The 24,705-nt window shown below is 39.2% G+C and carries 24 protein-coding genes and 4 other RNA genes; 23 read left to right on the forward strand and 5 right to left on the reverse strand.

What is annotated here, in order from left to right:
* Positions 1 to 4: 4 nt before the first annotated feature.
* The 8 genes from xylA to ssrS (CD33_RS20045) all read left to right on the forward strand — a co-directional run bounded on the left by xylA (position 5) and on the right by ssrS (CD33_RS20045) (position 6,059).
* Positions 5 to 1,324 (forward strand): xylose isomerase, encoded by a 1,320-nt coding sequence (gene xylA, locus CD33_RS18935; protein WP_036203868.1) that lies wholly within the window; start codon positions 5 to 7, stop codon positions 1,322 to 1,324.
* Positions 1,325 to 1,395: 71 nt separating this feature from the next.
* Positions 1,396 to 2,892, forward strand: coding sequence for a xylulokinase (gene xylB / locus CD33_RS18940; protein ID WP_036203871.1), 1,497 nt, complete (start codon positions 1,396 to 1,398; stop codon positions 2,890 to 2,892).
* Positions 2,893 to 2,906: 14 nt separating this feature from the next.
* Complete coding sequence (locus CD33_RS18945) at positions 2,907 to 3,911, forward strand: Gfo/Idh/MocA family protein (RefSeq protein WP_036203873.1); 1,005 nt, start codon at positions 2,907 to 2,909, stop codon at positions 3,909 to 3,911.
* A complete protein-coding gene (locus CD33_RS18950; protein ID WP_036203874.1) occupies positions 3,908 to 4,939 on the forward strand; it encodes an aldose epimerase family protein in 1,032 nt (343 codons plus the stop codon). Before CD33_RS18945 ends, CD33_RS18950 begins: the two co-directional genes overlap by 4 nt.
* 137 nt (positions 4,940 to 5,076) lie before the next feature.
* A non-coding RNA gene (gene ssrS, locus CD33_RS20030) (6S RNA) lies at positions 5,077 to 5,267 on the forward strand.
* Between the two features lie 73 nt (positions 5,268 to 5,340).
* Positions 5,341 to 5,531, forward strand: a non-coding RNA gene (gene ssrS, locus CD33_RS20035) — 6S RNA.
* Between the two features lie 73 nt (positions 5,532 to 5,604).
* A non-coding RNA gene (ssrS, locus tag CD33_RS20040) (6S RNA) lies at positions 5,605 to 5,795 on the forward strand.
* 73 nt (positions 5,796 to 5,868) lie between these two features.
* Positions 5,869 to 6,059: non-coding RNA, 6S RNA (gene ssrS, locus CD33_RS20045), on the forward strand.
* Between the two features lie 276 nt (positions 6,060 to 6,335).
* On the opposite strand, the gene CD33_RS18955 is transcribed toward ssrS (CD33_RS20045), so the two are convergent.
* Positions 6,336 to 7,262: a polysaccharide deacetylase family protein gene (locus CD33_RS18955; protein WP_036203875.1), complete on the reverse strand. Its 927-nt coding sequence runs from the start codon at positions 7,260 to 7,262 to the stop codon at positions 6,336 to 6,338.
* Positions 7,263 to 7,489: 227 nt separating this feature from the next.
* Between CD33_RS18955 and CD33_RS18960 the strand changes: the two genes are divergently transcribed.
* From CD33_RS18960 to CD33_RS18975, 5 genes are all read left to right on the forward strand, one after another.
* On the forward strand, positions 7,490 to 7,885 hold the full coding sequence (locus CD33_RS18960) for a hypothetical protein (RefSeq protein ID WP_036203877.1): 396 nt from the start codon (positions 7,490 to 7,492) through the stop codon (positions 7,883 to 7,885).
* Positions 7,886 to 8,070: 185 nt separating this feature from the next.
* A complete protein-coding gene (locus CD33_RS20975; protein WP_140422934.1) occupies positions 8,071 to 8,181 on the forward strand; it encodes a DUF3885 domain-containing protein in 111 nt (36 codons plus the stop codon).
* 264 nt (positions 8,182 to 8,445) lie between these two features.
* Positions 8,446 to 9,006 (forward strand): TetR/AcrR family transcriptional regulator, encoded by a 561-nt coding sequence (locus tag CD33_RS18965; protein ID WP_036203880.1) that lies wholly within the window; start codon positions 8,446 to 8,448, stop codon positions 9,004 to 9,006.
* A gap of 6 nt (positions 9,007 to 9,012) precedes the next feature.
* Positions 9,013 to 9,390 (forward strand): DMT family transporter, encoded by a 378-nt coding sequence (locus CD33_RS18970; protein WP_036203883.1) that lies wholly within the window; start codon positions 9,013 to 9,015, stop codon positions 9,388 to 9,390.
* 53 nt (positions 9,391 to 9,443) lie between these two features.
* Positions 9,444 to 9,857, forward strand: coding sequence for a DUF5360 family protein (locus tag CD33_RS18975; RefSeq protein ID WP_036203887.1), 414 nt, complete (start codon positions 9,444 to 9,446; stop codon positions 9,855 to 9,857).
* A gap of 168 nt (positions 9,858 to 10,025) precedes the next feature.
* Here the strand turns inward: CD33_RS18975 and CD33_RS18980 are convergent, their stop codons facing one another.
* Positions 10,026 to 10,571, reverse strand: coding sequence for a pyridoxamine 5'-phosphate oxidase family protein (locus CD33_RS18980; RefSeq protein ID WP_176400047.1), 546 nt, complete (start codon positions 10,569 to 10,571; stop codon positions 10,026 to 10,028).
* Positions 10,572 to 10,626: 55 nt separating this feature from the next.
* On the opposite strand from CD33_RS18980, the gene pdxR reads away from it, so the two are divergent.
* On the forward strand, positions 10,627 to 12,075 hold the full coding sequence (gene pdxR / locus CD33_RS18985) for a MocR-like pyridoxine biosynthesis transcription factor PdxR (RefSeq protein WP_052130342.1): 1,449 nt from the start codon (positions 10,627 to 10,629) through the stop codon (positions 12,073 to 12,075).
* Positions 12,076 to 12,272: 197 nt separating this feature from the next.
* Complete coding sequence (locus CD33_RS18990; RefSeq protein WP_036203890.1) at positions 12,273 to 12,494, forward strand: hypothetical protein; 222 nt, start codon at positions 12,273 to 12,275, stop codon at positions 12,492 to 12,494.
* A gap of 313 nt (positions 12,495 to 12,807) precedes the next feature.
* Here the strand turns inward: CD33_RS18990 and CD33_RS18995 are convergent, their stop codons facing one another.
* Positions 12,808 to 13,452 (reverse strand): CPBP family intramembrane glutamic endopeptidase, encoded by a 645-nt coding sequence (locus CD33_RS18995; RefSeq protein WP_258517061.1) that lies wholly within the window; start codon positions 13,450 to 13,452, stop codon positions 12,808 to 12,810.
* Positions 13,453 to 13,773: 321 nt separating this feature from the next.
* Here CD33_RS18995 and CD33_RS19000 point away from each other — a divergent pair, with 321 nt between their 5' ends.
* Positions 13,774 to 15,846 carry a DNA topoisomerase gene (locus CD33_RS19000; RefSeq protein ID WP_052130343.1) on the forward strand — a complete coding sequence of 691 codons (2,073 nt, stop codon included), beginning with the start codon at positions 13,774 to 13,776 and terminating at the stop codon, positions 15,844 to 15,846.
* A gap of 25 nt (positions 15,847 to 15,871) precedes the next feature.
* On the opposite strand, the gene CD33_RS20325 is transcribed toward CD33_RS19000, so the two are convergent.
* Positions 15,872 to 16,369, reverse strand: coding sequence for a hypothetical protein (locus tag CD33_RS20325; protein WP_156967329.1), 498 nt, complete (start codon positions 16,367 to 16,369; stop codon positions 15,872 to 15,874).
* Positions 16,370 to 16,462: 93 nt separating this feature from the next.
* Here CD33_RS20325 and CD33_RS20330 point away from each other — a divergent pair, with 93 nt between their 5' ends.
* Entirely contained in the window at positions 16,463 to 16,654 is a 192-nt protein-coding gene (locus CD33_RS20330; protein ID WP_156967330.1) for a hypothetical protein, read from the forward strand.
* Between the two features lie 88 nt (positions 16,655 to 16,742).
* A complete protein-coding gene (locus CD33_RS19015) occupies positions 16,743 to 18,050 on the forward strand; it encodes a copper resistance CopC/CopD family protein (RefSeq protein ID WP_036203899.1) in 1,308 nt (435 codons plus the stop codon).
* A 1-nt stretch (position 18,051) separates the two neighbouring features.
* On the opposite strand, the gene CD33_RS19020 is transcribed toward CD33_RS19015, so the two are convergent.
* The gene (locus CD33_RS19020) at positions 18,052 to 18,459 is read right to left on the reverse strand and encodes a hypothetical protein (RefSeq protein WP_052130344.1); all 408 of its coding nucleotides are present in this window, start codon (positions 18,457 to 18,459) and stop codon (positions 18,052 to 18,054) included.
* An 83-nt stretch (positions 18,460 to 18,542) separates the two neighbouring features.
* Here CD33_RS19020 and CD33_RS19025 point away from each other — a divergent pair, with 83 nt between their 5' ends.
* From CD33_RS19025 to CD33_RS19045, 5 genes are all read left to right on the forward strand, one after another.
* A complete protein-coding gene (locus CD33_RS19025) occupies positions 18,543 to 19,217 on the forward strand; it encodes a hypothetical protein (RefSeq protein ID WP_052130345.1) in 675 nt (224 codons plus the stop codon).
* Positions 19,218 to 19,384: 167 nt separating this feature from the next.
* Entirely contained in the window at positions 19,385 to 19,675 is a 291-nt protein-coding gene (locus CD33_RS19030; RefSeq protein ID WP_036203902.1) for a hypothetical protein, read from the forward strand.
* A 32-nt stretch (positions 19,676 to 19,707) separates the two neighbouring features.
* Complete coding sequence (locus tag CD33_RS19035) at positions 19,708 to 20,025, forward strand: hypothetical protein (RefSeq protein ID WP_052130346.1); 318 nt, start codon at positions 19,708 to 19,710, stop codon at positions 20,023 to 20,025.
* Positions 20,018 to 23,812, forward strand: coding sequence for a multicopper oxidase domain-containing protein (locus CD33_RS19040; protein ID WP_084591417.1), 3,795 nt, complete (start codon positions 20,018 to 20,020; stop codon positions 23,810 to 23,812). The genes CD33_RS19035 and CD33_RS19040 overlap by 8 nt, the downstream gene beginning before the upstream one ends.
* Positions 23,797 to 24,576: a hypothetical protein gene (locus tag CD33_RS19045; RefSeq protein ID WP_036203905.1), complete on the forward strand. Its 780-nt coding sequence runs from the start codon at positions 23,797 to 23,799 to the stop codon at positions 24,574 to 24,576. Before CD33_RS19040 ends, CD33_RS19045 begins: the two co-directional genes overlap by 16 nt.
* The last annotated feature ends 129 nt before the right edge of the window (positions 24,577 to 24,705 follow it).

The following is a 24,705-nucleotide window of genomic DNA, read 5'->3' on the forward strand; positions in this document are numbered from 1 at the left end:
AAAAATGGTATATTTCAAGGATTTGTCCAACATTCAATATGAAGGTCCACAATCAAATAATAGTTTGGCATTCAAATATTATAACCCAGAAGAAGTAATTAACGGAAAAACAATGGAAGAAATTTTGCGTTTCAGTGTGGCGTATTGGCATACATTCACTTATGACGGAGGAGATCCATTTGGCGCTGGCAATATGCAACGTGAATGGGATAAGTTTTCCGGAATGGATTTAGCAAAAGCACGCGTGGAAGCTTCATTTGAATTTTATGAGAAACTGAATGTGCCATTCTTCTGTTTTCATGATGTTGACGTAGCGCCGGAAGGAGACACTTTAACGGAAACGAATAAAAACTTGGATGAGATTGTTAATATGATTGAGGAGTACATGGCGACTTCCAAGACGAAGCTGCTTTGGAACACGGCGAACATGTTCACAAATCCACGTTTCGTTCATGGTGCAGCGACTTCTCCAAACGCGGATGTCTTTGCCTATTCGGCGGCAAAAGTCAAAAAAGGCTTGGAAGTAGCTAAACGGCTAAATGCTGAGAACTATGTTTTCTGGGGTGGGCGTGAAGGCTATGAAACATTGCTGAATACGGATATGAAACTAGAACAAGATAACCTGGCTAAATTTTTCCACATGGCAGTTGATTATGCGAAAGAAATAGGATATGACGGTCAATTTTTAATTGAACCGAAACCAAAAGAACCGACGAAGCACCAATATGACTTTGACGTTGCAACAGGTATCGGCTTCCTGCGCACTTACGGTTTAGAGAATTCTTTCAAATTCAATATTGAAGCGAACCATGCAACGCTGGCTGGACATACATTTGAACACGAATTGCATCTAGCGCGGATTAATGGGTTGTTGGGATCGGTGGATGCCAATCAAGGGGATACTTTACTCGGCTGGGACACAGACGAATTCCCTACAGATCTTTATACAAATACATTGGCAATGTATGAAATTCTTAAAAACGGGGGACTTGGCAAAGGCGGTTTGAATTTCGATGCAAAAGTGCGTCGAGGTTCATTTGAACAAAGCGATTTATTCTATGCTCATATCGCTGGAATGGATTCCTATGCAATTGGATTGAAAGTGGCATCTAAGCTGCTTGAAGATGGAGTGCTGGAAAACTTTGTCGAGGAACGTTATGACAGTTATAAATCAGGCATCGGTCAACGAATAGCTGAAGGCAATACTAATTTCAAAGAGCTTGAAGAATATGCCTTAGGACTTGGTAAAATACAGAACACATCTGGACGTACAGAAAAACTGAAAATGATCATCAACCAATATATTTTAAATGCTTTGACTTGATAATTTGGTTAAGCAACTAAAGTCGGCTGTCCAATCAGGGCAGCCACTTTTTATAAGCGGAGGGTATGAGAATGAGATATGTGTTAGGTATTGACCTGGGAACAAGTGCAGTTAAAGCTTTGTTGATGAATGAGAAGGGTGAACTTGTTGATGAATCGGTGCGCAGCTACTCTTTGATCCATGAAAAGGTTGGCTATTCGGAGCAGCATCCACAGGATTGGATATCCAGTGTAAGAGAAGCTATTGAAGAGATTACAGCAAGATTTCAAGAAGATGTTTCCAATATAGTTGGTTTAAGCTACTCGGGACAAATGCACGGTTTGGTTTTGCTTGGTGATGGCAATGAAGTATTGCGTCCTGCAATATTATGGAATGATACACGTACAACGGAACAGTGTGCACAAATTACCGAAACTGTTGGACTGGAAAACATTTTAAGGATCACAAAAAACAGGGTCCTGGAAGGATTTACACTGCCCAAAATTTTATGGGTTCAGCAACATGAACCCGAAATTTATAGGAAAGTAAAGAAATTTTTACTCCCGAAAGACTATTTGCGTTTTGCAATGACCGGGGAACTTCATATGGATTATTCAGATGCAGCTGGAACGCTCCTTTTGGATATCGAAAAAGGGGACTGGAGCAAAGAAATTATTGCAAAACTAGGAATAGATCCGGAGATTTGTCCTGAATTGGTGCCTTCTACTTATAAAGTAGGTATGCTTACGGAATCCTTTGCATCTGCATGTGGACTATCACCAGCAACTAAAGTATACGCAGGGGGTGCAGACAATGCCTGTGGAGCCCTCGGTTCAGGTGTAATATCGAAGGGTAAAACAATGGTTAGTATTGGGACATCAGGCGTTATGTTAACCTTCGAAGAATCAAAAACAGAGGACTATCATGGAAAGGTACACTATTTTAATCATGCCATAACAGATTCGTATTATACGATGGGGGTCACGCTTTCGGCAGGTCATTCATTGAGCTGGTTCAATGATACATTTGCAAAAGAGGAATCATACGACGAGCTATTATCCGAAATCAACGATATACCTCCAGGCAGCAATGGACTTCTTTTCACTCCTTATATTGCCGGGGAGCGTACACCTTATGCGGACTCCAATATCCGCGGAAGTTTTATTGGAATCGATGCTATCCATACAAAAAAACATTTCGCAAAAGCGGTGATGGAAGGAATTGTATTCTCATTGCGCGATACTTTGGAGATTTTTAAATCATCCGGAAAGGTAATCGAGGAACTGATTTCAATCGGCGGAGGAGCAAAAAATCAACACTGGCTGCAAATGCAAGCTGATATCTTTAATGCTACAATCTATAAATTGAAAAACGAGCAGGGCCCAGGAATTGGAGCGTGCATGATTGCGGCAGTCGGCTCGGGGATTTTTAAAGACTTTGCCATGGCCCAGGAAGCATGTATCCAGATTGGCGAAAAATATGAACCAATACCGGAAAATGTAAAAAAATATGATGAACTTTATAACATTTATACACAAGTATATCGACAAACAAAAGCGTTGAATGAACAGCTTAAACAATATAGATAAAGGAGTCGATTCTTATGGATACTGTAAAGTGGGGGATTTTAAGTACGGCTGATATTGCACAGACCCAATTGATTCCGGCCATAGGCAGAGCATCAAATGCAGAGGTTATTGCCATAGCCAGCAGAGGGCCGAAAGTTCATGAAGTAGCAAAAATCCATCATATCAAACGCGCTTATGAAACCTATGAAGAGCTTCTGCAAGATAAGGACATCCAGGTGATTTATATTCCGTTGCCGAATGATATGCATAAAGAATGGGTCGTAAAAGCTGCACTAGCAGGAAAACATATTCTATGTGAAAAGCCAATTGCCCTTTCGGAGGAAGATTTGGAAGAAATGCTGACGGTTTGCATAGAAAATAATGTGTATTTAATGGAAGCTTTCATGTATCAGTTTCATCCCCAGCATCGGCGTGTGAAGGAAATCATTGAAGCAGGGGAAATTGGGGAAGTAAAATTATACAAATCCAGCCATTCATTTGACTTTACAAATCGAGAAGGCAATATCCGCATGGACGCTTCAAAAGGAGGCGGCGCTCTATGGGATGTAGGATGCTACTCGGTTCACGCGATGAATTTAATCCTAAATCTCGAACCAAAAAAAGTGACATTCAGTGCAATCACCGATCCAAAAGCTCAAGTAGACGTTTCGGCATTTGGAACGGTACAACTTGAACAAAATATTTATGGGTTAATTGATTGCAGTTTTGACATGACGGACCGTAATGAATATGAAATTATCGGAACGAAAGGCACGATAAAAGTAAAATATGCGTTCCGCCCGGATCATGTCAGTGGGAATGGCCAAATTATCATCACTAACAAATTGCTGGAGCGAAAAGAACAAGTTTCTGGCGATATTTACAAGCTGGAAGTCGAATTCTTCTCAAATATCGTGGCTAAAGGCGGCTCTTTGGAGGAGCACCACAAACATTCCAAGCGCAATGTAAAAGTTCTTTTAGCGGCACAAGCTTCTCTTAAGGAAAATAGAGAAATTGAGATTAATGGGGATAATTTATGATCACAGTACAGCCTTTTGGATCTTTAAATGGTGTACCTATTGAAGAAATTACGATGACGAATAACAAGGGAATGTCGATAAGCAGTTGTACACTGGGGTGCATCATTACGGAAATTATGACGGAAGACCGTGAAGGAAACTTTGAAAATGTTGTTTGCTCATTTGATTCAGCTAATGAATACCAGAGTAACCCTCAATATTTTGGGGCAGCAATTGGACGTTTTGCAGGCCGTTTAGAAAATGCACTCGTCGAAATTGATGGGGTCGTACACTCCATTGAACCAAATGAAGGTGGAAAACACCTTCTTCATGGAGGAAATAAAGGTTTTCATAATCAAATATGGAGGTATGAGACAGGTAGTACAGAACAGGGCCTTTTTACAAAATATTTGTCAACAGGCACCCAGGATGGCTTTCCCGGTACCCTTACAATGACAATCAACTATATATTGACAAACGATAACGAGTTAATCATTGAGTATAATGGAGAATCGGATAAAAATACGCTCCTGAATTGTACAAATCATAGCTATTTTAACTTAAGCGGGAATCTGCAGCGAACGATACATGATCATGAACTGCAATTCTGCTCCAAGCATATGCTTTATCTCGATGAAGAAGGGCTGCCATTAGGTGAACTGGTGAAAGTAGTAGGCACACCATTTGATTTCAATACAAAACGAACTTTAAATTCAATAATTGGTAGTCGTCATTCTCAAGTAAGTTTAGCAAACGGTGGTATCGACCATCCGTTTCTTTTGGAGTCAGGGGTAATCCATTTATCCGAAGAACAAAGCGGTCGGCAACTAACTATCAAAACAGATGACCCTGCAGTTGTAATTTATACGGGCAGCAAGATTGGAAATGGGTTTTCCTTTAAAAAAGCACAAGCACAAAATTACTTGGGTCTTTGTCTAGAGGTCCAAAATTTGCCGAATAGTATGAAGTATAGGCATTTTCCAAGCTCGATTTTACGAAAAGGGGAAAGATACTATAAGAAAACGACTTATAAGTTTTCCGTGGAATAGAATGCCATGAAGATTATGCTATTAGTTCGCAAAGTCCCTCTGCATGATTTATTAATAGTAATCGTCACTTAATACGATGGAATGTACTATGTTTAAAAAGAGAGTTGCAAAATAAAATACTAAATAGTAATATAATATTGAAGCTGCGTTGTACGTATAATATTAAGTTTTAACCTTTAAGCTGTAACAGGGAGTTTTAGATCAAAGATGGAATGGCGGGCATCACACCGAGGTGAATGATGATGAACAGGAAATCTTTTGCGAACACCCACTTTGAGGAGTGGTGGTTAAAAACTTTCTATAATCAATACGGCAAGGCGGCTCCTAAAATGATGAACATCAAAATATAGTTATTGCAGAATAACTACTTGAAAAAGATAATACTTTTTGTTAATATAATATTAAAGCTGCGTTGTACGTATAATATTAAGTTTTAACCTTTAAGCTGTAACAGGGAGTTTTAGATCAAAGATGGAATGGCGGGCATCACACCGAGGTGAATGATGATGAACAGGAAATCTTTTGCAAACACCCACTTTGAGGAGTGGTGGTTAAAAACTTTCTATAATCATTACGGCAAGGCGGCTCCTAAAATGATGAACATCAAAATATAGTTATTGCAGAATAACTACTTGAAAAAGATAATACTTTTTGTTAATATAATATTAAAGCTGCGTTGTACGTATAATATTAAGTTTTAACCTTTAAGCTGTAACAGGGAGTTTTAGATCAAAGATGGAATGGCGGGCATCACACCGAGGTGAATGATGATGAACAGGAAATCTTTTGCGAACACCCACTTTGAGGAGTGGTGGTTAAAAACTTTCTATAATCATTACGGCAAGGCGGCTCCTAAAATGATAAACATCAAAATATAGTTATTGCAGAATAACTACTTGAAAAAGATAATACTTTTTGTTAATATAATATTAAAGCTGCGTTGTACGTAGAATATTAAGTTTTAACCTTTAAGCTGTAACAGGGAGTTTTAGATCGAGGATGGAATGGCGGGCATCACACCGAGGTGAATGATGATAAACAGGAAATTTTTTGCGAACACCCACTTTGAGGAGTGGTGGTTAAAAACTTTCTATAATCATTACGGCAAGGCGGCTTCTCATACATAAAGCTATTAATTAATAAAGAGTGTAATCAAAATCGGCTAAGATTTTGTTTACACTCTTTTTGTTTACTCTATAAGTAAATATTCTGGAAATTTACTAAGAGTATAGTGAATTGAATTATTGTGGCAGAGTAAAAAGTGGAGAGTGTTAAAAGTTCTCAAATGAGAGGGGAATGGGTGATAATGCTAGTTTACCAAATTAAAAGGAGGGGCTTACTTGAATAAGTAAACCCCTCCATTGATCTGGTAGGTATGAATTGATATTTTTCCGATTTAATCAATCCGTTTCTCGCTCAACAGCTCGCTTACTGTCCCCAGTTTAAAGCCATTCCCTTTGATTTCTGTGATCATGGCATCCATTCCTTCAGCAACAGGCTGTGTGGGATGCATGAGTATCATCGAACCATTTTCTACTTTAGAAACAACGCGGTTAACCATCTCGGATGCTGGAGGGTTTTTCCAATCCACGGTATCGACTGTCCATAAAATGGTTTTCATATTTAATTGTTCGGCGACTTGAACTGTTGTCTCGTTGAAACTGCCACTTGGAGGCGCAAACCATTTCGGTTTTACCTCAAGTGTTTCTTCAATCACTTGATTTGTTTTGACCAATTCCTCTTTCGTTTCTTCCATCGAACGTTGTTGGAGATCCGGGTGATTATAAGCATGGTTTCCAATCTCATGACCGGCATCTTTTATTTTCTTGGCGACCTCTGGGTTCTTTTTCACCCAACTTCCATCAAAGAAAAATGTTGCTTTTGTTTGATGTTTTTCCAGAACTTCAAGAATTCCCGGGATAAATTCGTTCCCCCAGGCCACATTAATCAAGAAACCAACCATGGGCTTTTGTGGGTTCCCTCTATAAATTGGTTGGTTATCGAAATCCTTTAGATGGATTTTGGGTGGAATTTCTTTATAAACGATCTTTTTTTCATTGAATGTACCTTTGGACTTCATTTTTTTGTAGCTGGCTTTAATATCTACCGTTCGTCCATTGTAGCCGGGGATTGCTTTCCAAACAGAATCAATTTTGGCATCAATCGGTTCACGGTTGTTTTCATCACTGAACTTCTCTATTGCTCTAAATAATTCATTCTTAGTCATTTTTGCTGAACCCACCATTGGGGATGCAGCAAATGGCCCAATCAACAACACTATACTTGATAACAGTAAAAGGAATTTAAAATAGCGTCTTTTCATTTTTTCTCCTTAATCAATTTAAATGGAATTTTTGACGTTCTTATTTTTCCCCGCTCACCAAAGAATTATGTCCTGCAATGTTCAATACGGATTTCCAAATACTGGAGCGGAAAAGTCGGTAGCTGTCTCACAGTGCAATCGCTAAACTGTTAAATGGCAGGAAGAAATTTGTTATCTATGTTATATTTTAGAATATCAGTCTTATAGTATGGAAAGGGCGGGACCTATTGGAAAATATTAACCCTTCATATGAATTCAAAATAATGGTTCAAGAAGTTCTAAACTCCGAGTTATCCTATCGTATATACGTAGAATATATAGGTGACTTGGATTTCTATGAAAAGCTTATCGGGATTGCAATCAGGGACCGTGTTTTATTTACCGGAAGACCGGCACCCATTACGATGAAATGGTTATTTAAAACAAACTATCTCTATTATTTGGAGCAAAAAACGGATAAAAAAACGAACCCTAAGTACCTTTCTTGGAATTTAGAAGACATCTTAAGAAAAAAAGATAATTTATTGCTCTTTAATGACAGGGTACTGGTAATTGAATTTCAAAAGGCGCTTTTAACTTTCCTGAATGAATTTGCACAACAGATTAAGCAAGGAAAGCTCTAAGTTTTGTCTTTGAACTGTTTTGGAAACTAACTATTGTCTATTCAATGAATCCTAATTTAGATAATGCGAGGAATTTATAACTTTTTTATACATAGTGTTAGTCAGTTGTTTGAGGTAACAAAAGAAACAAGAGGTACGAAGTTGAATTTTATTTAATACATTTATAAACAAGTCATACGAAATGTATTTGCCACTTATACAATGACAGGGGCTGCGAAATCATGAATACCGATATCGAGAGGCATAAGGAAATATTAAGTCACTTTTTAGATTGGGAAGTTCAGGCAAAATCTTGACACTACACACGAAGGGGCATATCCAAAAAGGATATGCCCTTTTTGTTATAGGTTGATCGCCTGAAAGTTGCTGAATACGGCTGGCAAAATGACCTGAGCCTCTTTTAACCGGCAATAATAAAGAATTGAATAGTTTATCCAATTGGAAATGAAATGGATAAAGTTAGATAGCATTTATTGACATTTGGTGAAATGAATTATATTATTACGTAGAAAATAAGGAAAATATTATATTTTTTATATTTTCCAATGGTGAGGTGGAGAATGAAAGAAAGAATACTGGACGCTTCGCGAAGAGCATTTGAAAAAAAAGGGTTTCGATTTACTATGGGTGAATTGGCACGCCATCTTCGGGTAAGTACCAAAACACTTTACGGGTACTATCCTTCGAAGGATCAGCTAATTGGGGATATTTTAACTGACGCAATCGATAAACTAAAATTAAAGGAAAAAGAAACTTTGCATAATCCAAGTTTGGATAATATAGAAAAGCTCAGGAAGTGCCTTATCTTAGTTCCGGCAGAGTTTCAATTTGCGCAACTTAGCCATTTAGAGGAACTCCAACGTTATTATCCGAAACAATGGGAAATGCTTGATCAATTTATTAATGAACAGTGGACGGGCATAGTTGCTTTAATCAACGAAGGAATTCTATCAGGAACAATACGGCCTTTTAATACGGAAACTTTTATTGATTTATATATCGGGGGACTTTATCGATTAATGGAAAACTCATCACGAAACGAAAATAGGAGTACACTTCTCGAAACATTAAAGGAAATGGTTGATATTCTTTTAGTAGGAATTCTGGAGAAAGAAGGTTGATGGAACATGCATTGGGTGCTATTGTTATTGGCAATATTAGCGGAAGTCGCAGGTACATTATCGATGAAATTATCGGAAGGTTTTAGCAAGATCATCCCTTCTATATCGCTTATTATCTTTTATGTATTGAGCTTATCTCTCTTGAATTTTTCATTGAAAGGAATTGAAGTTAGCATAGCATATGCCATATGGTCTGGAGTTGGGACTGCTTTAGTAGTAGTAATCGGCGTTTTCTTCTTTTCGGAAAACCTAACAATTATAAAAATAATTTCAATCGTATTAATTATTCTAGGTGTTGTTGGCCTTAACCTGGGGGAACAACAAGATGATAAAAGTTCGTTTCGTGAGCAAGTTGAACATAGCGAAGATATTGGCAGGAATTAAATCATCAACATACAATCGTGATATTCCAAAAGTAATTATGCGGAGGTTCTTATATGAGAAATTCTTTGAAGATCTTATTCTTGCTTACGGATATAGGTTTTATAGTTTACTGGATTGTAACAGTATTTGGGTTAATTCCAAAGGAGTATGTATATCAAGACTATCAAAATGAATTATTAGTAATCTGGAATTGGTCGTTTTTCCCCCTGGATATTCTAATTTCCATAACGGGGTTAATAAGTCTCTATCTATCTAGAGAAAAAGATTCGAGATGGATGCCTTTTGCACTGATCTCGCTAACTTTAACCTTTACATCTGGATTGCAGGCAATTGTTTTTTGGACTATAAAGCAAGATTTTGACCTTATGTGGTGGATACCAAATCTTTATTTGTTACTCTATCCATTATATTTTATTCCATTATTACTGAAGTTACACCGTGGTACACCAAAAGAGGTGTCACTTTGACAGGATGAAAGGCTATTGAAATATTTTCAATAGCCTCTAAAAACACGATATATCTACTTTGAACAGATTTTGTCCAGTTGATTCACCAGTGACGATGACAAGTATATTCAGTAGATTTTGTTTACTTTCAATTTGATGGTTTTTTTTAAAATACCTGATTTGAAGATCTTACATATCCATTTTAACGTTCCTTCCTGGATAGAAAGCCGATTGAGGATCCAATTGATTTTCTTTAGCCGTTCGCAAGCTGGGAATTAGCTTGAAAACAACTGTATGACTCCCTAATGAGGAGCGATATCTCTCCACATGTGTTTGCGAAAGGCTATGTTCATAGTAGCCGGGTACGTATTTATCCAACATTCCCTGCATAGCCGAAGTAGCCTCATTTAAATCACTTACCGTTTCCAGTATTCCGAACAGCATCACACTCATATAAGCCGTATCTGTTTTCGCGGGTATAGGACTGACCATTGTCCCGTAATCTTCAGATATCGTGAAACAACAATTGGCGTTGGACTGAATCAAATCTATTTTTCTTCCATGAGCTGCCCCGTGAAAATATAAAGCCCCATTCATCCAGATAAAATTCAAAGGGACAACATAAGGGAGCTCACCGTCCGTTAATCCCAGGTAACCGGTCCGTGCAAGGCTTAAAAATTGATCAATGCGTTCATCATCTTTACATACTAATTTTTCTTGTCGGATATTTTGCATTTTTATCTCATCCTTCTTTATTAAGTGATACAATCATTCTAAGAAAATACTGTACATGATGAAAGTGACAGAAATTAAAAGTTTAATAGGGACAGTTGGAGGGTTGAAAGTGGAATTTACCCCTTTTTTGAACAGGGAGTTGCCAGAGCCATTATATAGTCAGTTGTATCAATGGATTAAGAAAGAAATAGAAGATGACAGGCTATTGCCAGGAATGAAAATGCCATCCATCCGCCAGCTGACAACTCATTTAAAAGTAAGTCGAAATACAGTCGAATCAGCATATCAACAGTTGCAGGCAGAAGGATATCTCGAAAGTATCGCTAAAAGCGGGATATGGGTGGCCGAGATTGAGAAGCCTTCACTCCAACCTGAAGACAAGATACATGCCGTTAAGTCAGATTGTAAGCCATCTAGCAATGTTGTTGTAGATTTTGAATATGGAAATGTGGACCTTGATAAATTTCCTGTAAAGCAATGGAAAAAATGTCTAACAGATGCTGTCGATCAAGAAAACAACTGGCTATTTGAGTACGGTGAAAAACAAGGTGAGTTTGAATTAAGGAGAGAGATTGCAAACTATTTACTGCAATCCAGGGGTGTTCGTTGTAAACCTGAACAGATTGTGATTACGTCTGGTACACAAAGTTCCATAGCGTTGATCTGCCGTCTTCTAGAACTAAGGGAAGAACACGTGGCCATGGAAGAACCAGGTTATAGTGGCGTGCGAACTGTTTTTGAAGATCAGGGATGCTATATAGAGCCAGTGCCTCTTGAAAAGGACGGCTTGTCGATGGAACATATTCAATCGAGCCGGGTAAAGGCGGTTTATGTAACACCTTCCCACCAATTTCCAATTGGGATGGTTCTGTCGATTTCGAAAAGAATACAATTATTGAAATGGGCTTATCAAACAGGGGGATACATTATTGAAGATGATTATGACAGCGAATTTCGGTACCGGGGACAGCCGATTCCTTCATTAAAATCCCTGGATGAAGAAGAAAACGTAATCTATTTGGGGACATTTTCTAAATCATTTCTTCCGTCAGTCCGATTAAGCTATATCGTACTCCCGCCTTCGCTAATGATTCAATACTCCCAAAAGTCCAAGGATTACAACCAATCTGTCTCGCCCATTATACAGAGGGCCATGTCCTTATTCATACAATCCGGTGAATTCGAAAGGCACATACGTAGAATGCGGAAGCTATATCAAAGAAAACATCAGGCTTTGCTAAAAAGTATCGAAGAACAGATGGGCACGAAAGTAGAAATTGTTGGGGAAAAGTCAGGTTTACATATCTTATTAAAAGTGAAAGGGGTAAAAGGGTCCGAGCTGATCGAGAATGGCCTGGAGAAGGGGGTGAAAGTATATTCCCCATCAAGGTTTTGGATGAATCCAAACGCCAAACGCAATTCCTATATTATGTTAGGATTCGGGGGATTATCAATTGAAGACATTGAGAAAGGAGTCGGAATACTCGCTAGCTGCCTCCCATGAATACAATGAATACTATAAATTTCTCAACACAGAACACACGAATAATTGATCTCCTGCATGTTTTTTTTTGACTATAGGCAACTACTTATGCAATATGGTTGAAAAAAACTGTTCTGGAGGATAATGTATATTATATGGTAAAATAAACCATGTTTCGAGCAAAGTAGGATGGTTGGATTTGATGGGAGGTTGAATAGATGAGTGATAAGAAGAAGGGGAAATTTCAACTCGCGATAATAGTGATCCTGCTATTGTTGATGGTAGCGGCGTTTGTTACATTTTTCTTAGGTCATTATACTGCGGCATTTATTTTACTGGGAATTTTGATCGCGATTATGGGCTTTGTTGGTAATTCAGCAGCAACGGATAATGCAGTTTACATTCATAAGCGAATTCACAAAAATAATGAAAGATGGTAATCTTGATAGGTTCTCGTAAGCATGAAGAATTATTAAGGAACCGTAATATGCTTTTGCTAACGTTGCTTTTGTGTTAAAAAGTTTAACAGCTATTATTTCCACCCAATTTGTGTTTTTCCAGTACAAGCAACGGGTCTGAATCCACAAAATCGGACACTTTCCTTCCTTGAAAAGGAGAGTGTCCTTTATTGCGATTATGGCCATGTTGTGGTGAAAGTAGCAGAACATATATGCAATTGTAAAACAATAATACAACAATAAATATAAAAAATTAAACCGAGCTGTGAGTTTTTCGCACACCCCATTTGATGATCTAAATAGCGTTATCAGATGAATCTCCCAGCTTGGCTACATAATCTATTAGGAAATGTAAAACAATCAAAGGTAGAATCGAACCCAACCCCAAATACACAGCAGCAAAAAGGAACCCCACCACCGTTGTTCTCACAACTCCTGCAAGTCCTTGATAGGTATGGGCAAGTCCAAACAAAAAGGAAGAAAATATGAGAACTAACCAAATTGACAACTCAGGAAACAGGTAAGAGAATGCAAATATTAAGAAACCTCTATAAATAATTTCTTCTGTAATGCCTGCTGTCAAAGATACGTAGTTCCATATATGCTTCTCCTTACTGGAAACAGGCATAATCTCTGAAAAACTGGCAGTATTGGATTGATTTTCTTTTGCTTGTATAAACTTCGTTCTAATTTTGTGGCTGAAATGGTAGCCTACACAGTAATACAAAACAATTAATAAGTATAGAAACGCTATCATCAAGAGGGAAAATGTCATCACTGTTCCTAAAGGCTCTGTATTGATAGTTGGAAAAGTGATCCCGATATCTTTTAAATTTAATTCTGTGAAACTCGCCAATAATAATATGAAAATGGTAGGAATCCAAAGACCGATAATCAGTTTCATATAGTATTTTGACCTTACATTTGCATGATCTTTCACAATACTCCTAAACTTTTGATATTCAAAATACCCGATAATCGGTTCATAGAATATAGTGAATAAAATGATTAACCATAGACCGAATACGATAAAATTCACCCCTTTGTTACAGTAATAGACCTTCCATATATAGTATATTGTGTGAAGCACCTTAAAAGAAGATAATTTATAAAAAAAGAAAATACATCCCCAATAGCTTAGCTTCTAATCTCCAAGACTCCAATTATCAAGCATGAAATATTTAATTTTGTCTATTAATAGATTTCCCTTAATAAATGGCTCTATTTTATATTATTATTAAATGAGAAGGGGGATAAGCTAATGAAAGCATTGCTAATCGCAGAAAAGCCGTCTCTCATGCGCGATATTCAAAAAGTCTATAAAAAGATGCAACTACCATATGAAATTGATTTCACCTCATTTGTCGGCCATGTTGTGGAACTAAAAGAACCACATGAATACAAGCCAGAATGGAAAAAGTGGGACTTGAATCTATTGCCGATGATTCCTGAACGTTATGAATTCCGGGTAAAAAAAACTGCCTATAAAGTTTATAAGGAAATCGAACAACTATTAAAGACGAGTCGCTATGACTTTATTATAAATGCCTGTGATGCTGGTATGGAAGGAGAGAATATTTTTTATTCTTTCTATAAACGTGCAGGGTGCAAGCTGCCTGTGAAACGTTTTTGGACTTCTCAAACAACAGACAGTGCCATTTCCAAAGCGCTATTAAATTTGATAGATGAACAAGACCTACTGATACGCAACTTGCGTAATGCAGCGATGTACCGGACGATTTTCGATTGGCTGATCGGTCTTAATTTAACAAGGGCAGCTACAGTCAAGGGCGGCCGTATCATTAAAGTTGGAAGAGTGATGACACCGACGCTCGCGATTGTTGTCAGAAGGGAAATAGAGATCCGGCATTTTAAACCAGAGCCATACTTTCAAGTCGAGTTGGACCTAGGTCAATTTAAAGCTCTATGGTTTAATGAGCAAAACAATGAAAATAAATTAAGAACTTTGGAAGAAGCCCGAAGCATCCTTTCGAACATTGGACGGACAGCCGTTGTGGAGGATATTAAAACGGAACGGAAAACGATGAGTGCACCGCCATTACATTCACTTCTTGAATTGCAGAAGGAGGCGAATAAGTTTTATGGCTTCACTTCCTCGGAAACTTTAAAAATAGCTCAAAGTTTATATGAGAAAAAGCTCATAACTTATCCTAGAACAGAGTCCAAGCATTTGCCGACAGGCTTTGCCCAAAACATCAAAGTTCAACTGCAAACGCTGGCATCATTGGAAGAATATGGTTCGATTGTACAAGAGGTCCTCAACCGTCCCGAAAGAATACAAAGAACAATTCATTCAAAAAAATATGTGGATGACAAGAAATTAACCGATCACCATGCCATCACGGTGACAGAAGTGCCGATTGGAAGGAAAAAGTTAACACCTCAGGAATCCAAAATCTATCATCTTATTGCACGTAGGCTGTTGGCTATTTTTATGCCTGCTTATGTAATTGATAAAACTGCTGTTGTATTAAAAACAAATGAAGAGTTCTTTAAAGCAAGCGGCAATATGGTTATTGAAAAAGGGTACACCGTTCTTTATGATGCATTCAAAAAAAAGCAGGAACTACCATTGCCGCAGCTCCAGTTCAATATGGAAATACCTATCAAGGATGCAAAAGTTTTATCTAAGGTAACAGAGCCACCTGCGCGCTATACAGATAGCACGTTACTGGATGCGATGTTCCATGCCGGCCGTTTTGTGGAAGATCAAGAGCTTCAGAAAATCTTGAAAGATGCCGAAGGAATTGGCACGTCTGCTACACGTGCCGAAATAATAGAAAAGCTAATTTCCATCGGCATGATTACCCGCGAAGGAAAATCGTTTAAGGCAACACAGTTTGGAATCGATGTCATCCAAAGTATCGGTGAACACGACATCGTTTCGCCCGAATTAACGGCCATCTGGAGTAAAAAGCTGAAGGATATTGTCGATGGACATCTAAGTTCAAGCCAATTTTACAAAGAAATGTTGGCATATGTAAAACAAACGACAGACGGTTTTGTTTCCTTGAATATGAATGTAGCTGAAAAGCAAATTGTCGTTATAGGTAAGTGTCTGAAATGCGGGCAAGCGGTTGTGGAAGGATTTAAAGGCTACTCTTGTTCCAATAAATCTTGTAAGTTTTTTATCAGCAAATCTATTATGAGAGGGAAAATCACCCCAACAGATGCAAAAAAATTATTGAATGGTAAAGAAACACGTGAAATCCGGTTTACATGGAAAAGCGGGAAAAAGGGGAAAGCAAAATTAAAACTGGTCAATGAGAAACTAGAATTTGTTTTCACTACTTCCACGAAAGAAAAGAGTTGAATCATATGTTTATGCCTCCCTTGGTCTAAAAGGATTTGCATATATTAGATGCAGATTCTAAATTAGAAGGGAGGTATTTTTGATGAATAGGAAATCGACGCTCAGAAGAAACCGTGCTAAACGCAATCAACAAAGAATTAATGATCACGACTTTTTTGATAGAGACGATTTTAACTATATGAGCCATGGACATGGACACCATCATAACTGCGGATGCGGTCATCATCATGATCGTCATCACGACTGTGGATGTAGTCACCATCATGGCCGTCATCACGATTGTGGATGTGGACACCATCATGATCACCACCATGACTGTGGATGCGGTCATCATGAAGATTGCCACCATGACTGTGAGTGTGGTCATCGAACAAAACACGACAACCATGACTGTGAATGTGATCACCATGATAACCATGACTGTGACTGCGATCACCGTGGGCATCACGATGACTGCCATTGCCGTCGCCATGGTAGAAAAAATCATTATGTTTTGTTCGGGTGTGATAGTTGCAATAGGCATCACGACTATTCTCATTCCCACAAAGGGTGTGATTGCAGATGTCACTTATGCCTTAACTTGGCACGCTTAAACGATAATTTGAATTTTAAATTGATGAAAAACCAGCATCGTCCATTGGAAATGGTAACTGATGGCAATAGGCGTTTTAGAGGTAGAACGAAGCATGTTGGCATCGACTATGTAGATCTTAAGGGGAACAACGGAAGAGTCACAACAATATTAAAGGATAAAATCGAGTATATTGATTGGAAGAAACAAAGAAATAACGAAGATAAAAGTTGGTAACCCCGAAGAGGAACTTTAATTCGTAAAAAATCGATTCCAAAAATGAAGGCAATGAATAACATAGATGGTAGAAAAGGAGATAAGGAAGATGTTTCTGAAAATTCCCCGATTTATCATCTATTGTTTATTCATTGCTTTTCTTTTTATTTCGATGAGCAAGCCGGTGGATGCGCATGTCTTTGTTGAACAAGAATCACCATCGTCCAACAGTGTATCGGAAGAGTCGCCGAGTGAAGTTTCAATTCAGTTCAGCGGGGAGGTAGATAAAAGCTTCTCATTGAAAGTATTCGACCAAAATAACCAAGAAATCAACACAAGTTCATCTTCCATTAGTGAGGATCGGAAAACAATATCCATTCAAATTCCCACACTGCCGAATGGACATTACAAGGTAAAGTACTATGTCATTTCATCGAATGATGGACATACGATTGAAGGTTCATACTTATTTCAGGTGAACTGGAAAAAAGGGCCACTAGTTAATGAGGATTATATGAAAGAGGAAACCACTGGTGGAACCATTAACAAAGAAGGGTTAGGACTAGAACAAAACACGTTAATTACCGAAGAAGAAGAAGGACTAGTCAGTCTTACTGAAGTTTTTAATTATAGTGCAAAAGCGATCTATTATTTCGGAATGCTATTGCTCCTAGGCTGGTTAATCATTTGGCAAATCGTAAAATCCTATTCATATGAACTTAGGAAGAAGTTTTTATTCTATGGGATGATTTTCCAATTCCTTCATTTGATCGGTCTTGTAGCTTTTTTATTAGTCCAAATGAATATTTTCACCGCTCACGGCATCAGTTTCGAGTTCGATTTTCCCTTAGATACAAATTTTGGGAAGTTATGGATTGTTTCTCTCGTCTTATCATTGATCGGTTTTTTAACATTGTTTAAAAATCAATGGTTTGATTATCTGTGGATTGTACTGATAGGCGTAGCGAAAAGTGTTAGTGGACACACACAAGAGTTTGAACCTTCTTCACTTTTAGTAGGATTGAATAGTGTCCACATTTTTGCAGCGGCTTTTTGGGTGGCGGGCTTAGTGTTTATTCTGTTATTTTGGCGAAAACAGCAGCTCTATGTAAAATCCTTTTTACCGACTTTTTCAAAGGGTGCCTTGATGAGCATTCTTTTATTAAGCATATCCGGAAGCATGATTGCTTACTTCTATTTACCGGATCGGGAGTCGCTGTTAACCGATTGGGGAATCGTTTTATTATCGAAAATCGCCATCGTATTAGGGGTCCTTCTTATGGGGGGAATCATTCGCAAGAGAATGAAAAGAGGGAAAATAGCGGATTTAAGATCACCGATTGTGCTCGATTTTATTTTTATGATTATGCTGATTATCATCGTTGCGATTTTGACTTCTTTAAACCCGCTACCTTGAACTAAGATCTAATGGAAAAACAGAGTAATCCAAACATCGCATACACAAGCAACGAACAAAATGTAACAAGGGTCAAATCCGCTACAACCCCGATCATAGGTCCCATAATACCTGCCATGAGGCCACTTGTTACTCCTGAAAGCAGCGTTTGGTAATCGACGAGCGCTCCAAAAATGGCACCAATGATGATTGCCAGCAAGGTTGCGATGATCGTGATCAGTGAATAATGTGATGGGAATGCATACCCAAGAAGTGTTCCAACGGCAATTCCCATCACCCCACTGCTCGTCATGGCTAGGTTCATTCCTAAATGATAGCTGATTAAATACTGCAATTTCTTTAAGTATAAATAAGTGAAGCTACATACAAACAAATAACTGACCAAAACAAAAAGCACTAACAAACTCATGATCTATCTCCTCCTCGAAGTTAGTATATGAAAAAGACAAGAGAGCTGGTTACTTGTAAAACAGCGAAGGGAGGATTGCTTGTATGTACGAAAATGATTACCCGGAATTAAAAAAAGAGGATAGATATACTTCACCGGCAAGTCCCAAGCCGTTACATGAATTGAAAATGCTGCAGGAGTATATTCATAGTGTAAATTTGCAAAATTTAGGTACCATATTGCCTCATTACAAACAACAAATGATTTTACTGAAATTTTTTAAATCGAAAAAAAATCAATTGGTTGAAATCTACTCCAGAAATGGGGATGAGGTCATTCATACCATCGGGAAAGTATCGGTTGTTGGGAGGGATTTCGTCATGGTGCGGACACTGTTAACGAGAATCTGGATTCCGTACAGGGCGATCCATTCCGCAAAATCGCCTTTTGGTCTGCCTGATATGCCTGGTTCGCATCAAAATGTATTGATAGATGAGGAATTAAGACGGAAGTTATTAACGAATTTTGCTGTAACCGTCGCGGAGAAACAAACGCTTAGACAGCAATTTTTCGAGGAATTACTGCAGACCAACTTGAAAAGCTGGATTGGCACCAAGTTGACCATCCACACTAGTACTATCTTTAACGGAAAACTACGCGGAGTAGGGAAGGGCAAGCTGAAATTTAAAGAAAAAGAGGTTGCTGTCAGCAAGATTAATTATATGAAGCAAGGAAGAATTCTTTCTTTCTTTGAAAAGATATTCAGAAAACGGAAATAGACAGTGCCAAACGAAAGTTAGCAAACACGTCCCAAGGGTCGATCATTCAACTTTTGGGACATTTACTTTTGGAATGCCATTGAATCTGATGATGATTGTGCTTTTGCTTAAACGGCTAGCTTTTTTTTCCATACAATGGGTTTATAGAAATAGGAGGAGGAAGTTTGATGAAAGAATGCAAAGATGTATTTGGTGATCAGTTGTTTCAGGAAGTGCTCGGAAAGTCCATTTTGCTCGTAACGGAAAGTAAACAGTTGAATATTTTGGGTCAAACATTTCGGCCGATTTTTACAGGGGTCGTAACCACGGTGGATAATGGCTTCATTACTTTAGATCCAGTCATCATTAAGATGCATAATGCACCGTTCTACCGATTTCCTACACCACTAAGCTTTCCTATCGAGCATATCGCACTGTTTACGGAATTTGATATGGATAGAAGGATTCCATTAATCTAGTAGATAAAGAGTATAAGAGAGGGTGTATAAGAGTGGAAAAAAATCGTGGGTTTGGGTTTGGAAATAATATATTTGATATCAACGCTGTACGCGAAGCAGGCGTAACACAGGAATTTCGGGAACATATCGGAATGCGGGCTTTGATTTTGATCGCTCCATTTCCATTTTTAATAATTGGCACAATCGAAGATGTGGTAACCGATTATCTGATCCTTTGTGCTGAGGTGACGAATATCAATGAGCTGGATGGGGAAGAATTCCGAATCCATATTGATGAGATTGAAGTGTTTTATATAGAAAAAGATCACAAGCGGCCGATACCCGACATAAGGAATGGTATGCATGCTTAGAAAGTACCACGTTGTCGCAATCCCGATTCGTATTGTGGTCAACCGTTTTGGAGATCATGATCCAGATGGCATGATGTATGTGTTGAAAGAGAATGAAAGTCTTGTAAGGAAACAAGTAGATTTAAATCCTTTTTCAACAGTAGATTTAGTTGAACCATTAGTCATTCGTGCAAACGTCGGAGATGAAATTGAAGTTCTGTTTGAAAACCAACTCCCGTTTAACACAGGGATGCATATTCAAAATGCGGAATATGATGTCTTTACGTCCGACGGGGCATTTGTCGGTATAAATCCGGATACTACCGTTCCTAAAGGGAAGGCCATTCTCTATAAATGGAAAGTGGATCATGAAGGAGTTCATTTCTTCTCGGATTTAGGAAATCCCTTATCAAGCGAAAAAGGGAGCAATGTACATGGATTGTTTGGTGCACTATTTGTGGAACCGAGGGGCTCGTGGTGGACAGATCCAACGACAGGCAAACCGTTAAGAAGTGGATTATACGCCGATATCCACAATCCCTTATTGCCTTCTTTCCGGGAATATGGTTGGTTTTTCCATGATGAGATGGAAGTTGACGATTTGACAGGGCAGGCGCCGATCAGTCCACATACACTTCAGCCGGAAGCAACACACTTAGTAAACTATCGTTCTGAACCAATGAGGAATCGGTTGCGCCTCATTCAAGAAGGCGTAGTATGCCCGGATTGTGAAGGGGAAGAGGTACACCATGATTCTTGGGTATTTGGAGACCCGGATACACCGATTCTGCGCAGCTATATAGGCGATCCCGTTAAGATCCGTCTTGTACACGGAGGAGTGCAAGAAACCCATTCATTCCACTATCATGTTCACCAATGGTTGTTTGATCAAAATGACATGGATTCGGCTGTTCTTGATGTGCAGGCAATTTCACCACAGGCACAATATACAGTTTCCCCGGCATATGGCTCCGGAAGTTATCAAGGTGCCTTTGGAGATGCCATCATTCACTGCCACCTTTACCCACACTTTGGGGAGGGGATGTGGGGCATGCAGAGGATTTTCGATACATTGCAGGATGGCAGTATGTGTTATCCGAACGGTGTGGAAATAAAGGCGCTTCAGCCTCTGCCGGATAGACCATGTCCACCAAAACCGACCCCTGAAAAACCAGGTTTTCCGAACTTCATCCCCGGTATCCCCGGTTTCAAGGCACCAAGACCGCCACTTGGAATCGAGGGTGGCAGAATGTCGACTAAACTGGAAGAAAATCATTTTGCCAAAAACGCTGTTCCTGGCGCGGTTTTCGTAAATCCTGCAAGTCCGAACACGCCAATCCGGGAATTCAATGTTGCTTTGATTCAAATGCCGATTGTATATAACAAGGAAGGCTGGTATGACCCGGAAGGCAGGCTTTATGTTTTGGAAGAAGATGAAGAAGATATCAGATGTGGCAATAAGAAACCTGAACCGCTTGTAATTAGGGCCAATGCAGGTGAAGTGATCCGTTTCAGGTTCACCAATAAATTACCGGAAACAATCGGGGGAAATGCTTTCCAATTGGTTAATCGAACGTATGAAGCCGGTATGCATGTCCATTTCGTAAAATTCGATGTCCTTGTATCCGATGGGGCAAACGTTGGTTGGAACTATGATTCTTCCGTTTTGCCTGGAGAGACAATCGAATACCAATGGTTTGCAGATGTCGAGTTGAAATCCGCCTTCTGGCATGACCATCTTTTCGCAAACGAACATCAACAGCACGGTGTATTTGCAAGCATCAATATAGAGCCTAGGGGGTCCGTATACCTCGATCCATTTACGGGTGAATTAATGAATGCCGGCACCCAAAGCATGATTGTTAACCCACTCATCCCGGACTTCAGGGAAATTAACCTATTTGTTCACGACTTTGCCCTGTTGTTTGATAAGAACGGAAATCCACTGAACCCACCACCATTCCCTGGTTCACCCGATGATCCCGGTGTCATGGGAATCAATTATCGGAATGAACCTTTGCAGTTCCGGCTAAAAGAGCCTGATTGCGACCCAGCCTATGTTTTTAGCTCGTGGATGCATGGTGATCCGGTAACACCTTTATTGGAAACCTATAATGGTGATCCCGTCCGTGTCCGTTTGCTGCAAGGTTCTCACGAGGAGTCGCATAGTTTCAATCTGCATAGACAAAGATGGCATCGGGAACGTGGCGATCTAGATTCCGAGCTTGATCAGCAACGGCATCTTGTCATTGCCGAATCCTTCACCCTTGAATTTAGTATTGAAGGGAAAGGGGACTTCGATATGCTCTACCATTATGGATCCATTGATGATCTTTGGCTCGGCAACTGGGGAATTTTCCGTACCTTTGGGAGTCGGGTAAAACATTTGAAACCTTTACCCGACCGCCCGGAAATCCCATGGAGGGAAGAGCCTTTGCCGGAAAAAACGGGCAAAAGGCCACTGCCAGCCATAGTGGATAGGGTGGGCTATCCAAAAGGCTCAAAAGTCAGGAAATACGATGTCGTTGCACTCAACTCCAACATCTTTTATAACGATGATGGTGATCATGATCCATTTGGTATCATATTCGCCTTCAAGGAGGATGTGGAAGATATTTTATGTGGAAAGTTAAATCCGGAACCGCTAATCCTTCGGGCAAATGTCGGGGAGTACGTGGAGGTGACGGTAACAAACCTGCTGACGGGAATAGATCATCACAATGGCAGACATGGCTATCCAGATGTGCCCGTGGATGCATTCTTCCCGCCATCATGCCGCATCTCTTTGCATGCACAGCTGGCACAGTATGATGTAAGGCATTCGGATGGCGCAACGGTTGGCTTTAATTATGACCAAACCATCGGCCAAGGGGAGTGCAGAACCTATTATTGGTATATCGATCAACTTTTTGGTGCTGCAAATCTTTGGGATATGGCCGATATCCGAAATCATCGACATCATGGAGCATTCGGCATGTTAATAGCCGAACCGCTTGGAGCAAGTTATCTAGATGCCAAAACAAGAGAAGAAGTCGTTAAAGGAGAACAATTGATAGTCTCCGTTCCGATTTTGCCCGAGTTTCGGGAGTTTTGCCTTCTAATGCATGATGGTGTTAGATTACTAGATAAGAATGACAATTTGATCATCGATCCTCAAGTGCTATTTGAAGATGAGGATGAAGAAGAACGTCCTGATTTCGAAGATCAAGGATCTAGGGGATTCAACTACCGAAATGAAAGATTTAGCAATCGAATCAAAAAATTCAAGGATGTTCACAAAGTGTTCAGTTCGAAGAAATTTGGAGATCCAAGCACCCCAATTTTTTTGGCATACCCTGGAGACCCAATTACGATGAGGTTGACGTTCCCTGCCGATCGTGCGAGAGCCCATTCCTTTGCAATCCATGGCCATAAATTCCTTAACAGTGAAAGGGATATAAATTCAGCTGTTGTTTCAGTAGTGGATCATAATACAGTCGGATCGAATGATAATCTCCAACTATTTTATGGTGCAGGTGGATTCTTAAACAGACCTGGTGATTACATGTATCGTTCGGGCAACATTCGTTGGGATGTTGAGCTCGGCTTATGGGGTATAATGCGTGTGCTGAAAAGAAGGCATAAAGATTTGGCCCCATTAAAGAAAATCAAAGTAAGAGCAGGTAAAACACTTAGAGTTGATGCAATTCCGCAAAACAACAAGGACAATAATGAGTCCAGACGCACGATCAAAGCAAGGGTGAAAAGAAATATACAAGAAGAAAGAAAACTCGGGAATGAAGGTACAGCGTTATGGAAAGATGTATAAATTGCGGAAGTAATCCATGCAGATGCCATCAGCCTAAGGATTTGTTCGGTTCGCCCTTTCTTTGCCAAGGGCGCATACGAACAAGAAAATTTGCATCACCAAACAGCCCTTTAGATCAACAAGCATTGGATGACTTACAATCTTGTATCGATGGGGCAAATGACTTACTGCGTTCATTAGGTTCCAGGCCAGATGAAGAAAATAAGAGACAACTACAGCTTTATTTCCTCGAACTGAGGGGGGAGGTTGTAACCGTCGAAATTATATGCGAATTTGAAAGGTTCGATGTCGAGGAATCTTCCAATCTTCCGAATGACGATATGACAATCAAAAAAACAATTTGTCTGGATGGGAAAATTGCTACGGCCGGAAGAGATTTTTTGCAAGTGAATCAAAATGGCTCATCGGTTTTTATCCTCTACAAAAATCTCCTTTCTATAAGTAGGAAAGATTGTAAAGATGAGTTTGAGCTGGAGCCCGAGTTTATTGATGCAGAAAAAAATCTCAGAAGAAAGTTGGCTTTCAACTTTGGTGAATTTGTTGCAAAGAATCCAAACTTTCTCAATTTGTTTTTCGGAATTCCGTTATTCTATATGCTAAAGCAGTACTGTGGTAAAGAAGCAATTGCTTTTACAACGATGGGAATGGTCAAAGGGACAATAAGCGGGGTTGATATGGATCAAATCGTCCTTATAAATAATAGAGGGGAGATAATTATCAATCTTGGGGAGATTTGTTATATAAAAGTTATCAATCTAAAATAATTTGTATACAAATTACAATTATTGTGTCTTGCGAAACAGTCAAGATATTATATAATAAATTGACGTATTAAATTACTGATACCGGTAAACGTATTAATAATCGATCGTGTGCATCGTATGCAAACGATG

Source organism: Ureibacillus sinduriensis BLB-1 = JCM 15800, assembly GCF_000772955.1.
Classification (GTDB): Bacteria; Bacillota; Bacilli; order Bacillales_A; family Planococcaceae; genus Ureibacillus; species Ureibacillus sinduriensis.

What these genes read in the sequence shown, in the direction of transcription:
- CD33_RS19030 (WP_036203902.1), top strand. Translation starts at nt 19,385, where the DNA reads ATGAAAGAATGCAAAGATGTATTTGGTGATCAGTTGTTTCAGGAAGTG.
- xylB (WP_036203871.1), top strand. Translation starts at nt 1,396, where the DNA reads ATGAGATATGTGTTAGGTATTGACCTGGGAACAAGTGCAGTTAAAGCT.
- CD33_RS18955 (WP_036203875.1), bottom strand. Translation starts at nt 7,262, where the DNA reads ATGAAAAGACGCTATTTTAAATTCCTTTTACTGTTATCAAGTATAGTG.
- CD33_RS20330 (WP_156967330.1), top strand. Translation starts at nt 16,463, where the DNA reads ATGAAAAACCAGCATCGTCCATTGGAAATGGTAACTGATGGCAATAGG.
- CD33_RS20325 (WP_156967329.1), bottom strand. Translation starts at nt 16,369, where the DNA reads ATGCCTATTGCAACTATCACACCCGAACAAAACATAATGATTTTTTCT.
- CD33_RS18970 (WP_036203883.1), top strand. Translation starts at nt 9,013, where the DNA reads ATGCATTGGGTGCTATTGTTATTGGCAATATTAGCGGAAGTCGCAGGT.
- CD33_RS18950 (WP_036203874.1), top strand. Translation starts at nt 3,908, where the DNA reads ATGATCACAGTACAGCCTTTTGGATCTTTAAATGGTGTACCTATTGAA.
- CD33_RS18975 (WP_036203887.1), top strand. Translation starts at nt 9,444, where the DNA reads ATGAGAAATTCTTTGAAGATCTTATTCTTGCTTACGGATATAGGTTTT.
- CD33_RS18965 (WP_036203880.1), top strand. Translation starts at nt 8,446, where the DNA reads ATGAAAGAAAGAATACTGGACGCTTCGCGAAGAGCATTTGAAAAAAAA.
- CD33_RS19015 (WP_036203899.1), top strand. Translation starts at nt 16,743, where the DNA reads ATGTTTCTGAAAATTCCCCGATTTATCATCTATTGTTTATTCATTGCT.
- CD33_RS19025 (WP_052130345.1), top strand. Translation starts at nt 18,543, where the DNA reads ATGTACGAAAATGATTACCCGGAATTAAAAAAAGAGGATAGATATACT.
- CD33_RS18990 (WP_036203890.1), top strand. Translation starts at nt 12,273, where the DNA reads ATGAGTGATAAGAAGAAGGGGAAATTTCAACTCGCGATAATAGTGATC.
- CD33_RS19040 (WP_084591417.1), top strand. Translation starts at nt 20,018, where the DNA reads ATGCTTAGAAAGTACCACGTTGTCGCAATCCCGATTCGTATTGTGGTC.
- xylA (WP_036203868.1), top strand. Translation starts at nt 5, where the DNA reads ATGGTATATTTCAAGGATTTGTCCAACATTCAATATGAAGGTCCACAA.
- CD33_RS19045 (WP_036203905.1), top strand. Translation starts at nt 23,797, where the DNA reads ATGGAAAGATGTATAAATTGCGGAAGTAATCCATGCAGATGCCATCAG.
- CD33_RS18980 (WP_176400047.1), bottom strand. Translation starts at nt 10,571, where the DNA reads ATGCAAAATATCCGACAAGAAAAATTAGTATGTAAAGATGATGAACGC.
- pdxR (WP_052130342.1), top strand. Translation starts at nt 10,627, where the DNA reads ATGATGAAAGTGACAGAAATTAAAAGTTTAATAGGGACAGTTGGAGGG.
- CD33_RS19000 (WP_052130343.1), top strand. Translation starts at nt 13,774, where the DNA reads ATGAAAGCATTGCTAATCGCAGAAAAGCCGTCTCTCATGCGCGATATT.
- CD33_RS19020 (WP_052130344.1), bottom strand. Translation starts at nt 18,459, where the DNA reads ATGAGTTTGTTAGTGCTTTTTGTTTTGGTCAGTTATTTGTTTGTATGT.
- CD33_RS18945 (WP_036203873.1), top strand. Translation starts at nt 2,907, where the DNA reads ATGGATACTGTAAAGTGGGGGATTTTAAGTACGGCTGATATTGCACAG.